General features: G+C 59.8%; 6 protein-coding genes and 5 pseudogenes. 4 read left to right on the forward strand and 7 right to left on the reverse strand.

Annotated elements, in window-relative coordinates:
• Positions 1-71: 71 nt before the first annotated feature.
• The 4 genes and pseudogenes from AC0L2Z_RS33865 to pdxR form a co-directional block, all read right to left on the reverse strand.
• Positions 72-668, reverse strand: a pseudogene (locus tag AC0L2Z_RS33865) (TIM barrel protein); the annotation flags it as partial.
• 329 nt (positions 669-997) lie between these two features.
• Positions 998-1,266: pseudogene (locus AC0L2Z_RS33870) on the reverse strand (FMN-binding negative transcriptional regulator); the annotation flags it as partial.
• A gap of 1,420 nt (positions 1,267-2,686) precedes the next feature.
• Entirely contained in the window at positions 2,687-3,409 is a 723-nt protein-coding gene (locus AC0L2Z_RS33875) for a B3/B4 domain-containing protein (protein ID WP_473480648.1), read from the reverse strand.
• 162 nt (positions 3,410-3,571) lie between these two features.
• Complete coding sequence (pdxR, locus tag AC0L2Z_RS33880; protein WP_473480745.1) at positions 3,572-5,110, reverse strand: MocR-like pyridoxine biosynthesis transcription factor PdxR; 1,539 nt, start codon at positions 5,108-5,110, stop codon at positions 3,572-3,574.
• A gap of 68 nt (positions 5,111-5,178) precedes the next feature.
• Between pdxR and AC0L2Z_RS33885 the strand changes: the two genes are divergently transcribed.
• Together AC0L2Z_RS33885 and AC0L2Z_RS33890 are read left to right on the forward strand one after the other, a co-directional pair.
• Positions 5,179-6,417 carry a trans-sulfuration enzyme family protein gene (locus AC0L2Z_RS33885; RefSeq protein ID WP_473480650.1) on the forward strand — a complete coding sequence of 413 codons (1,239 nt, stop codon included), beginning with the start codon at positions 5,179-5,181 and terminating at the stop codon, positions 6,415-6,417.
• Between the two features lie 40 nt (positions 6,418-6,457).
• A pseudogene (locus tag AC0L2Z_RS33890) lies at positions 6,458-7,359 on the forward strand (dihydrodipicolinate synthase family protein).
• 291 nt (positions 7,360-7,650) lie between these two features.
• On the opposite strand, the gene AC0L2Z_RS33895 reads toward AC0L2Z_RS33890, so the two are convergent.
• Positions 7,651-7,899, reverse strand: coding sequence for a DUF982 domain-containing protein (locus tag AC0L2Z_RS33895; protein WP_473630454.1), 249 nt, complete (start codon positions 7,897-7,899; stop codon positions 7,651-7,653).
• A 629-nt stretch (positions 7,900-8,528) separates the two neighbouring features.
• Here AC0L2Z_RS33895 and nodU point away from each other — a divergent pair.
• Entirely contained in the window at positions 8,529-10,214 is a 1,686-nt protein-coding gene (gene nodU / locus AC0L2Z_RS33900) for a nodulation protein NodU (protein ID WP_473630455.1), read from the forward strand.
• A gap of 591 nt (positions 10,215-10,805) precedes the next feature.
• A pseudogene (locus tag AC0L2Z_RS33905) lies at positions 10,806-11,667 on the forward strand (MFS transporter); the annotation flags it as partial.
• Between the two features lie 301 nt (positions 11,668-11,968).
• Here the strand turns inward: AC0L2Z_RS33905 and AC0L2Z_RS33910 are convergent.
• Together AC0L2Z_RS33910 and AC0L2Z_RS33915 are read right to left on the reverse strand one after the other, a co-directional pair.
• Positions 11,969-12,102, reverse strand: a pseudogene (locus tag AC0L2Z_RS33910) (nitrogen fixation protein NifQ); the annotation flags it as partial.
• 84 nt (positions 12,103-12,186) lie between these two features.
• Positions 12,187-12,756, reverse strand: a 570-nt coding sequence (locus AC0L2Z_RS33915; protein ID WP_473630456.1) for a LysR substrate-binding domain-containing protein, incomplete at its 5' end; no start/stop codon positions are given.

Here is a 12,756-nt window from a genome sequence, read left to right on the forward strand (position 1 = left end):
TGAGAGAAGAACGCACTCGATCACCGGCACATCAGGTTGGAAGGCTTCTTGCATCAAGGGCGGCAACCAGAGAAGAAGGACGTCTCGCCGGCGAGTGTGTGGTGGAATGTATCGTGCACAAGCCGGAAGACGGACTGGCCATCAACCCAGGCAATAGCGTTAGCCGCTTCGTTCTTCGACCGAAGCGAGGAGGTCTGGAAGCCAAGCGGCTCGACGAGCCCAATCAGACCCCGCGACTGAAGTATCGGCTTGAGCGCCTTCAAGGCGACGCGGAGATTGCCATTGCGCTCGCCGTTGGCGGACTACGAACCGTCGTTCACCGGCACCAGCATGAGCGCCTGGGCGCCACAGGCGGCCGCATAATCGGCGAGCTTGCTGGCCTCGGCCTTGCGGGCGGGAGTCCATTCGTTGAACCGCTGTAGGGCGTTGACTGAGATGATCGTGACGCCCGCTTCGGCAGCGGCAGACCGAACATCCGCCGGCGGCTTGCCGCGCACAACAGCCTTACTGCAGGGATTATTCCGGATTTGCACGTCGGTCAGACCGAGATCGCGGGCGAGCGCGAAGAACGTCCTGACGTCAAGCCCGGGCGTCGCCATGTGGTCGAGTGCAAACCGAAGTGGCGCCTGGCGCACGGAGTGGGTTTCCTTCATGAAAGCGGCCGCCATTCTCGGCTGACTGGCTTCTGCCGTTTGTTGATTTATAAGGCCGAAATGATCGGCATAGGAAGGCGAGTCAATCGAACTGACCCGCTCTTTATTCACACGATTGTGCTTCATTGTGAGCCGACTTTCACGCAACGGATACTACCGCGCCTCTTGAGAACATTGATCTGCTAGGCGAAACGACCGAGGATCGATCGAGGCTATCCAGCTGCTTCCGCAGAGTAGGCGCCAACCCGGAAAGATGCTGAACCGATCCGGAGCCAAACTGATGTGGCAGGCTGCTTCTTCGTAGCGAGGCCGATGCCCAGCGCGATCATAGCGCCTCCCTTACAGGTCGGCACAACCTTCCCGGTTTCCCGTTTGGCCGCATACCACGTCGGGTGACGTAAGCATCCGGCCCCATGAAGATGACCAAGCCATCGCTCAGTAGCGGAACACGGCATTTCCGATTGGCCTTCGCGAGCTGGCCGCAGATCACGCCGTGCTCGCCCTCGCTTTCATCAAGCAAGAAGGGCAGTGACGAGGCGAAAAGTCATTGGGTCGTGGCAGTGACGAAGTTCGCCAGCGGCGCTGCGCGGATGCTCGCTCGCAGGAAATCAATATCATCAACTCAGAAGGCCGGAGGGGTGTACATCGGGGGAACTCCTTGTGTGCGTTGCAGGTCAGATACTTGCAATCTGGCCCTCTGGAAACAGCCAGTTCGTTGCAATTGAAGCCGTCCAGTTGGTGAAGTGGCATGGCGGGGGATCATCGGGCTAACAATTTGGAGGTCCAACAATGAGGCCCTCCACGACTTCTGCCCCCCGACATCTCTTGGCTTAGCCCAACCGTCCGTGGCCCCGCCGTCGCCAGCGTAGCGCTACCCGATCGAGTTGCCGGCGATAAAGATAGAATCAGGGGCAGCCTTGCTGGCGGCCCTGATGGGGTGCTGTTGAAGACACCTACCCGTAGATGGCGCATCTCGTGCGGCTCGTTCAAGGGAAGGAGGAGCGGCCAGTGCATTATGGCCCACGGTCACAACGAGCGCATGCTGCTGCCGATCGAGCGTGGTACGGCGCACGGTGCCGTGATGCCATGCTGTCGGCCGGCCGGCTCAGCCAACTGCGCTACTGATGGAAGGTCGGGCGGCAGCAGGGCGTCGCCGCGGTGGCTGGCTGTTCCCGGGGCAGCACGCGATTACCCGACGCTGCAGATCCATCGGATTGTCGCCGAGACTGCAAAAGCGCCAACACCGTCAAGGGGCCTGGCCGGCACACGCTGCGTCACAGCTTCGCCACGCCTGGAGGCCGGCGTCGACGTCGGAGTTACCCGGGTCCTGCTGGGAGACGCAAGCTCGACACACGGCCCTCTACGCAAGCTCAACCCGCAGATATGCTGCAGGCCAGTCCGCGAGAACTTAGCCTTTCGAGGAGGCGGAGAGCTCGCCCGACGGGTGAGCGTGCGGCGACTCGAGCGAGATCGCCGATATGCTCCGTGCTGCCCGGCCTGCCTATCAGGTCGCGCATGCAGGCCAGCTCAGCCTCGGCAGCTCAAGGTCATGTCGGCGATCGAGCACTGCCGCACGGCAGGCGTACGCGGCCAACGGCGGATCGGGCACAACTGCCGTGGTCATCACACACGTCGATGAGGTAGGCGGAAATAAATCGTCGTCCGCATCCCCCTCGGCGGAGAGCCACGAGTCTGCCCAAGCATGGCAGATGTCTCGCGACCGCTTCGATCCGAATTCCATCCGGCTTTTCGCCACGAGATGTTATGCTGGCTCGGAGTGCCAAGACTGAAGCTCGCCCCGGAGCGTCTGACGTCGAGATTGATCGAAGCAGCAACCCGAAGAGGTGCGCAATCTTTGGACCGTGGCTACACTGGGTCGATTCGGAATGCGGTGCACCTTCCGCTGGCCTGCTGAGTACGAAATGGCCAGAGGCGTTACCTCCTATCGACCTTCGCAGCCCCAGGAGACCCGCTGGCAAAGGAACGCAGACTGCTTGCGAGTGCACCGATCATCATCGGGGCGGGCACGTTCCTCAACCGACCCGCCTGTCGAGACTAGCGACTGAGGCTTTAGCGGTGGTGATTTCCTGCTTGTAGACCTTACACCCTGGTGCCAGCTCTCTCAGACCGCTCACGAGCATCTTAGCCGCCTGCTCGAGCGCCTCTTCCGGCATCGCTGCCAAGCTTTCCAAAATAAACCACATGCGGCCGCCCACGGTCTCCAACCGGGTGCGCGTGCCCTGCCGCCAGTTCCAGCGGCGACATGTAGCTCCCAGATCGTCGCGCCAGATGACCTCCCCCTTGGAAGCACTTTCGACGACCGCTTCCCCATTCAAAACAGTGTGGAAGGACTCCGTTCCTACGGCAATCGTCAGCCGCGGTTTGCCGACATATGCATCGAAATTTTCGCCGCCAATGGGTATTGAGAAACGCAGGCTCACTGCATTGTAGAGGTCAACGACAGGATTTATTGGTGGGATGCGGCCATCCTTCTCCACCCGTTTTTTCAATGCCTGCGCCGAGCACGGCGTCCGGTTTGGTTTCGCGCCGAACCGGACGTATGCCTCCGCCCAATTGGCCAAGTGCGCTTCTCCCCAGGCCGGTCCCCCCGCTCGGGCGAAATCGCAAGCCTCTCCCAACACGTCCCGAGCCATGACGCCTCGCGCACTGTCCTCTGCATCAACAAGAATGCTGATTGCGCGAAAGTCAGGTGCGATCTCTGCTATTTCTTCGTCGATCAGCGGAAAATCCAACAACGCTTCCTCCTTTAAGCCGGCCGCGACGGTGCCTTGCTTCCACCGGATTTGACAGTATCCTCAAGAATTCCTTTCCCGAGGTCGACCAGGACTGGCCGACAGAGCCAGTCCTGGCAAGTCTTGCTGATTCAGTCTGCGATCAATGCCGGCGCGACTCTGGGGTCACGAGCCAGGCCCGCTCGCTGTCAGGGCGGGTATTGAGCATCTTGCCGACTCTTGGGCAAAGTTTCTTACCCTTTGGATAGCTCCAGTAAGGAGCCGAACGCCGTTCTCGATCTGCCGAATGGTCAGGGCGGAATAGCCCATCACCAGTCCAATCCGGTCAGCGCGGCCTTCATCTCGGATGTACAGCGATGAAATCGGATGGATGCCAACCCCGACCCGCCGCGCCTCTTCAACCAGAACGTCCTCCAGCGACCGAGAAAGATCCTTGAACCAGACGACGACATGCAGCCCTGCATCGGCCCCCTCGATGGCAATGCTGTCTGCGAACGCGCGTCGAAGGACGGCAAGCAGTGCCTCTCGCCGCTCGCCGTTAAGACGGCGGACGCGGCGCACATGGCTTTCATAACCACCGCTCTCGATGAGTGAGGCCAGGGCCTCCTGTTCCGCGACCGGAGAATGCCTGTCGAGAAGCTGCTTGGCCATCGCAAAGACGTCTTGCAACTCGGCCGGAACCACCAGGTAGCCGATGCGCAGCATCGGCGACAGTGTCTTGGAGATCGTGCCAACATAGATTACGGAACTGCGGTCTTCCAGCTTATGCAGCGGGGGCACCGGTCGAATGTCGTACCGGTACTCGCCATCGTAATCGTCCTCGATAATATAGGCGTCATTGCGCCGAGCCCATTCGAGGAGCTGATACCGCCGCGAAATCGACAAGACGGCGCCGAGCGGGAACTGGTGCGACGGGGTGACATAGGCCAGCCGCGCTGGGATCTCCTGCAGCAGCTCGGTCTTCATGCCCTCGCTATCGACGGCGACAGCGACGGGCGTGGCTCCTGTGCTGGCAAAGACTTGGCGCGCCATTTTATAGCAGGGATCCTCGATCACGAAGCTGTCAGAAGGATCGAGCAGCAGGCGCGCGCACATATCGAGGCACTGCTGTGATCCGCTGACGACGAGGATCTGCTCGACCTGGCAGCTAAGCGCTCGGGCACGCCACAAATATCCCTGCAGCGCCTGGCGCAAGCGATGCGAGCCGCGTGGATCGTGATAGGCCAGCCTTCCGGGGCTTTGTGACATCGCCGCGTTCATCGCACGCTTCCACGTCAGCGCCGGGAAATCAGATGGGGCGAGGTCGCCATAACGGAAATCGACCTTGAGGCGGTTGGGGAGGTAATCGCGCCGTGGCGGACTGGCGCGCAGTCGCTCGCCGTAACAGGAAAGGTGGATCGGGCCAGTCCGTTTCGGCACCGCGCTGGTCTCTTTACTTCGGACTAGCGAAGAGGCAACGCGAGGTCTTGCGCCTTGAATGACCTCGATGAAACCTTCGGCGACCAACTGATCATACGCCACGGTGACCGTGGTTCGCGACACACCGAGTTCATTTGCGAGGCCGCGTGACGACGGCAGCTGGCTGCCCGTTTCATAGATCCCACCCAAGATCTGCTCGCGAAGAGCTTCGCAGATCTGGCGCGCGCCGAGACCTTGCGAGCGAGCTGTCGACGCTTCAGGAGAAGGCTGGACCATTTCTTTCATCGCCAACTGGACGTTCCATCTGAGTTAGTGTGCCGGCATTGTCCCCGAAATCAAGAGGGTTAAAGCCGATGACCAGCGCCGAAGATCAGCTTGAAGCCGAGGCAACATCAACGCCGTCCCGGAACGACGTCGGTCTCGCATTCGCCACCCGGGCAATCCATCATGGCTACGATCCGGCCGGCTTTGCCAATTCCGTTCAGACGCCGGTGTTTCTTACATCGACCTATGGATTTGAAAGCGTTGCAGCAAACGAAGCCGTCGCAGCGCTTGGCGGAAGGCTCTACGCACGCGAATACAACCCGACCACCGAGATCCTCGAAAAGCGGCTCGCCAATCTCGAAGGAGCCGAAGCTGGGCTGGTACTCGCCTCGGGGATCGCCGCCTTCGGCACGCTGATCCTTTCGCTGCTTTCGCAAGGTGACGAACTCATTGTCCACAAGACACTCTATTCGAATACGCTCGCCATGGTCGAGCAGGGGCTGCCGCAGTTTGGCATCAAGGTCGTTGCCGTCGACCTGTCGAATCCGAGCAATCTCAATGGCGCCATCACTGACAGGACCCGGCTCGTGTTCTTCGAGACGCCAATCAACCCGCTGAGCCGTATCCTCGACATCGCTGCCATTGCCGAACACGCCCATTCTCGCGGCGTGAAGGTCGCCGTCGACAGCACCTTCGCCTCGCCCGCCCTCCAGCGTCCGCTGGAACTCGGAGCCGACATCGTGATCCATTCGCTGACCAAGTACATCAATGGCCATGGCGATGCTCTGGGCGGTGTGATACTGGGCGATGCGAAAACACTGCACCTGCTGCGCGAAACTGGCCTGCGCTATCTCACCGGGGCAGCGCTCTCGCCCATGTCGGCGTTCCTGATTTTGCGCGGGTTGAAGACACTCACGTTGCGTATGGAGCGTCACAGTGTCTCTGGGCTTGCGGTCGCTCAGGCGCTCGAGGCGCACCCGGCTGTGGCTTGGGTTAGCTATCCATTTCTCGGCTCTCATCCCGACCATGAGATCGCGCGCAGACAGATGTCGCAAGGCTCGGGCATGTTGGCTCTCGGCCTCCAAACGGGGTTCGAGGGCGCGCGCCGTATGATGGACCGGCTCAAGCTGATCATCAGGGCGGTCAGCCTCGGCGACGCTGACAGTCTCATCTATCATCCGGCAAGCCTGACCCGCTCGCGCAAGTCAATCCGCAAGGACGCGCATTTGCCTGACGGAGTCGGCGACGACCTCATGCGTCTGTCGGTAGGGCTCGAAGACGCCGCCGATTTGATCGCGGATCTAGAGCAGGCGCTGGACGGGGTCTGATGCCCAACGCTTCACCCAATGTAACAACGGGAGCTTCAGCATGGCTTTCCTGAGCGGCCTTTCGGCCTTCCCAATAACGCCAAGCGACAGTGACGGCGGCGTCGATGTCCTAGCGCTTCGAAAGCTGATAGCGCGGCTTTGCGCAGCAAAGGTGGTTCCATCGGCCTGCTCGGTAGCACCGGCACCTACATGTATCTGTCGCGCCCGGAACGCCGCCGGGCGATTTGCCAGGCGCTGGACGAGACGCGTGGACGAGTCCCGCTCGTGGTGGGCGTGGGCGCTTTGCGCACCGATGAAGCGGTACACTATGCAAGCGATGCCAAGGCCCTTGGCGCAGCCGCGGGGTTGCTCGCGGCTGTTTCCTACACCCCGCTCACTGACGACGAGGTTTTCGAGCATTTTTCGACAGTGGCGCGCGAAAGCGGCCTGCCGATCGTGATCTACGACAATCCTGCAAACACGCATTTTCGCTTCACGCCAGCGCTCATCGAGCGTCTGGGACAGCTGCCTGAGATCCTCGCTATTAAAAACTCAGCCGACCGGGGCGATGCTATCAAAGGCCAACTTGCGCACCAGAAAAAAATTGTGCCGAAAGGATTCTCGATCGGCTACAGCGGCGACTGGAACGCCACCGAGGCCCTGATCGCCGGCGCCGATACATGGTACAGCGTCCTCGGTGGCATCTTGCCCGACCCCTGCCTGAGGATGGTCAGAGCCGCTCAGCACGGCGACCACGCAGAAGCACACCGGATCGACGCCACCCTGGCCCCGGTGTGGGAGCTTTTCAAGACGTTCTCGAGCCTTCGCGTCGTCTACGCAATCGCCGAGCTCCTCGAAATCTGTTCCGCCGAGCCCCCACGGCCAATCAAGCCGCTTTCCGCTGCGGCGAAGGGCCAGCTCGCCGGCGTCCTGGACCGTCTAGGATCAGGTGTCGGATCGTAAGCCGCGCGACTTCATATTGCCGAGGGAAAAATGTACGCACCGACCCTTTCGATGACTAGCCGAGATGTTCTCCATATCTGATCGGGAACAATGCGCGCGGCGTGCTGATCACCGATGGATCGACAGGCCTCGACGCCAATCACGTCCTCGTCAACGTGTTCGATTGGCAGAACGTCTTATCGGCGAGGGAGGTAGGCGTCCGGGGCCGCCAACGCCTACATTTCTCCGGAAGAGTGTGCAGGCCAGACGACTTCCACTCGAAGCATCAAAGCCTTGATGCGCTAACAGCATTCAATCGCTGCGCAGGATCTTTGCTTCAAGCGCGGCTGCCACAAAAGCCCTTCGGGCAGTTGGTGGATGGGCCTCACCACGCAATACTTGCAGACAAGCGTCCATCGCTACCCTCCGTTTCTCGGTCCGATGATGAAGAGCACGGATCAGGATAGCGGCCGCCTGGTTGACATCGAATACGATACGCTCAGAACTGTGGCGGCCAACCTGAACAACGACCGCCCTCTCAAATCTGTGCAAGCCGGTCATCTCTCCGCCCCCCAAGGCGATCATCCGTCAATAGGGCCCAGCTCGTCTTCTTTGCCGAGCCGACACTGCATCTGTGAGCCGAGACAGCGCTAACCTCACACGCGCTTAGCCGCTCTGTCCCGCTGCCGATCTGCAGGCGGGATCCATCGGTTGTCGGAGGTTGTTCCTCCAACATGGCGGCGCGATTCAAAAAGCCGAATAGGCCTTTTGGGCGCTGCCCTCGCCATCGAAAATCTTGTCGATGACCTAAAGAGTAGCTTGATCAAGGAAGGCTCTCTTCTAGCGCGACAACCTTCGTGCTCAGCACGCGCGCTCGGTGCCGAGGGAGCGCGGCACCTCCCGTGGCGCGGGTGATGTGTGACCGTGCACATCCTTGCCCAGCGCTTGCGGTGGCCAGGCCTTCTACAGTGCCGCACAGCGCTGCCTCGCAATTCTGGTGATTTTTGCGTGTCAGCCATTTGTTTTAGATCACGCGGCAGACCTTATCATTCATCGCGCGAATGCCTCACATCCAAACAATCTAATTTACCGGTTCCTCATGATCCTGCATAGCGCGACATCAAAACCAACGACCACGTTTTCCAGCCGTTTCCTGCGGTTGCTCTAGGTCACCTCGACAAGGATCTGCTATGCGCATTTGCGGTATCAAGCTGACGCACGACGGGGGAATCGCTGTCGTGGAAGACGGCAGATTAGTCTTTTGCATCGAGCAGGAGAAGCTCGACAATAACCCACGATACCAACATATCGAGCGGCTTGAGACGGTCGCCGCCGTTTTGGCGGAAAACGGGCTTGCTCCGCGCGATATCGACCGGTTCGTTATTGACGGATGGGACGGTGAAATCCAGTCAGAATTCCAAGTTCTGAGTAACGGCTCCCCTATCACTCTCAACGGCGCGCCATATGTGGAGCGGTACGCCGAAAATCCTCTGACAGCCTATCAAGGTTCCGGTCTCATGCTCGACAATGGGGTATGTTCTTATGAAAGCTACCCGCATGTTGTTGGGCACGTAGCTTCCGCATACTGCACCAGCTCATTCGCCAAAGCAGAGGAACCGGCATTTTGTCTGGTATGGGACGGCTGCATCTTTCCGCGGCTTTACTACGTCGAGCCAAGTGGAGTCCGATTTGTTGGGTGCCTGTTTCCGATGATAGGCCATGCCTATGCGGCCGCGGGCCAACATTTCGGTCCTTACAGGCAAGAACTGCGGACTGGCTGGAATCTCGGTATCGCCGGCAAGTTGATGGCCTATATTGCGCTCGGAGTGGTCCATGAACACATCGTGAATGTGTTTCAGGAGCTTTACGACGACCATTTTGCCTGGGATACGGACCTTGCTTTTGGCTACGGGAACAACAGCCACAGCGAAGACGCGTTACTCACGGCTGTGCACGACTTCTTCGATGCAAGCGCGTCGCGGTTAATCCCCGAAACGCCCGAGGACATACTTGCTTCCTTCCATGCCTTCGTGGAGCGTCTTCTCGTCCAGGGGATGACAAGGGCGCTGCTTGGGTACTCAGTCCCCAAAACCCGAAACCTGTGCATAGCCGGCGGATGCGGGCTGAACATCAAATGGAACAGCGCTCTTCGGGCGAGCGGTTTGTTCGACGCAGTCTGGGTGCCTCCGTTTCCAAACGACAGCGGATCGGCGATCGGTGCCGCTTGCTGCGCGCTGGCCGCCGACAAAGGTTTCGTGCATCTCGACTGGTCAGTTTACAGCGGGCCAAATGTGAGCCATGGCAAGGTTCCGCCTGGTTGGCAATCTGCTGCTTGCAGCCTGAAAGAACTTGCCAGCGTGCTCGCCGACAACAAGCCTGTGGTGTTCCTTGCAGGTCGCGCAGAGCTTGGTCCACGTGCTTTGGGAGCCAGAAGCATCCTGGCGGCCGCAACTTCGCCGGAAATGAAGGACCATCTCAACAAAATCAAAGTTCGAGAGCACTTCCGACCGGTAGCGCCAATATGCTTGGAGGATCGTGCACCTGACATGTTTGACCCCGGCACGCCGGATCCTTACATGCTGTTCGATCACCGAACCCGTTCGGAGTGGAAAGAAAAAATCCCGGCGGTCGTCCATCTCGACGGGACTGCGCGACTTCAGACAGTTTCGAGAACTTCTGAACACCCAATTGCAGAACTTCTGATAGAATATGAGAAACTCACGGGCATTTCGCTGCTCTGCAACACGAGTGCAAATCTCAATGGACGTGGTTTTTTTCCGGATGCGGCTGCCGCCTGTGAGTGGGGATGCGTAGACCACGTTTGGTGCGATGGGTTGCTGTTGACCAAGACAGGTGCAAGTCAATTCGAGGGCTGAGCGGCGGGCTGTAACGAACTTGAGTTACCGCGCTCTAGCGCTGCAATCGCCGGCAGCATAGCTGAGGGAGCCGGATAATGCGGGTGTGTGCGGTTACGGCCCTTGAAGCTGCCCTGATCTGACGAACGAATCTGATCGTCATGGCCGATAAAGCGCCGAGACTGTGCTGTTGAGCTGGCAAGCACGCGAATGCTTTTGCTTAGCGATGTGAATGGAGGGTTCGAACACCAGGGCCTGCACGGCCCTGCCGACCGGCATGCCATTCGTCTGCTGCGGTGGTGGCAAGCTTGAGCGAATTAGCTGTTTGAGCTCCTTCTGCCAACGGAATCCCGCATTGCCTGCGCCAGCCGCGTTAATCCCTGGGAGCGTCCGCCTTGCCGTCCGCGACTTTGCTCAGCACCGAACCACTCCGCCATGGCGCCGGGCATGTGGCCGACCACGTTGACCCCGACACCCTCCGTCAGTGTCAGCAAGTCGGAGTAGAGGTCCACATTCTCGAGCACGCTCCTTGCAGGACCCATAAGTGCGAGATCGGTTGCAGCAACCCGATGCCGAAGGGCACAATTGCCAGCGCACGGTCCTGGTGCCGTCGCGGGGTCACTGCCGGTTCTTCTGACCGCCCGCGTCGTGCTCGGAATAGCGCTCGGAGGCTTCTGGTCGATGTCGGCAGCGTTGGCGATGCGGCTCGTTCCAGGTCACCTCCTGCGGCGCGCCATGTCGATTATCCTCACCGGCGTACCGTCGGTCCAATCGGCGCCTATGTCGGCGACGTCTGGGGGTGGCGAAGCGCCTTCATGATCGCTGCAGTCTTCGGCGCGTTACACTGGTAGTGCAACTCACGGCTTTTCCGAGGCTGCCTCCGATTGGAGCGGCCAGCTTCCGCAGTCTGCTGGATGTGGCCAAGAATCCGATGATCAAAGTCGCGATTTTGGTCGTCCTGCTGGTCGCTTCCGGGCACTTCGCCGGCTCCATCTATATCCGCGACTTCCTTGAGAATGTTCCCGCGCTCAACATCGAGACGATCTCGCTCGTGTTGCTCGCCATTGTCATCGGCGGCTTCTTCGGCAATTTGGCCGGCGGATCTTGGCCGAGCACAGCCTCAAGGCAGTCGCGGCCCTGCCGCCCCTGCTCATAGCGATGGCCGCTGTCTCGCTGCTGACGTTGGAAGCATCGGCCTGGGCCTCGGCGGTTGCGGTACCGTATGGGGCTTGCCTTCGGCGCGGTGCCGGTGGGACTGCAGAAAATGCATGGTGCTGCGCGCCGCTCCCGAGCAGGCCGAAAGCGCCGGTGGGCTGATGGCCGCAACGTTCCAAGTGCCATCGCCACCGGCGCGATTTTCGGCGGACTGCTGGTGGACAATACCGGCGTTGCTAGTGCCTTTGCCCACAGCGCCGTTGCCTCGTTCCTCGCTGCCCTGACAGTGTTCTTGCTCGGACCGATTTGCGAACCCTAGAGCACCTGACACAGGCCAGTGCAGCACGGCGAAAGATGCAATCGCATCAGCCGCGCGGTCCGATCCTGCTCACGATTTTTTGGCGGTTGCAGCCATCGTCTCCGCGCGATCGCACGTTGTTGTCCGGTCGATTTCGACCAGCGGCGGCGTTTTGAATGATGGTGCCGACGAGAGAAGCTAAGAGTGCCGGACCGAAGCGGACCGCCTCGCCGTCGACCGCTCGCCTCGTACGGCTATTAAATACAAGGGCGAACCCGTGCTTGATCCGTGTGAGGCGGCTTTTCCATGCCTCCGGGCCGAATCAGCTTTTGAAATCATTGCATTCCCGGCAATTGGGCGCGGTGCATAGGGTAGACCTTCAGACTCGCACAGCCTGCGGCAAAAGTACTTCTTCCACTTCATGGTTTTGGTGTTGCCGGCTATCAGCATCGGAAATCAGCACCACACTGTCATGCAAAAATCATCGAATTGGAGTCAGACTCAATTTTTGCGTGCCGTTCGCCAGGAGCGCCCGCGGCTTCACATGCGGGATGCCTCCTGCAACATTATCTGCCGCATCCAGGTGCTTGCCGGATCACTGTTGTGAAGGGTGGGCCATTGGACGGCCTCAGTGAACGTGGGTAGTGGCAGGGGAAGTTCGACGATCCGCAGAGGGAAAGTCTTTTTGAAATGCTGAACCAGCCGGAAGGGCATGGTCGCTATACGATCTGTGCCTGAGACCATCGGCGGGATCATGCTGAAGGCCTGCACGATGACCTCGACACGTCTCTTAAGGCCATGCTCAAGAAAAAAACGCTCCTCGACGGAGGGCTTCCGCCCGAACTTGGCCGCAACGTGCCTCATCGACATGTATCTCTCGAATGTAAGCTGCTGCGGCAGCTGCTTGTTCGTGGGGCAGCCTACGCACACGAGCGTGTCGTCGAACAGCGCCGCTCTTGGATGCGCGCTCGACATGAACAATTCTGGACAAATCAGAAAATCGACGTCACCGCGCCGGAGAAGCTCATCGGGGTCGTCGTCGAGCGGCAGCAATTCGAAGCTGACGGCGGGTGCTTCGCGTGCAACACGCTCCACGACCTTTTCAAAAAA

It is taken from the genome of Mesorhizobium sp. WSM4850 (genome assembly GCF_055811735.1).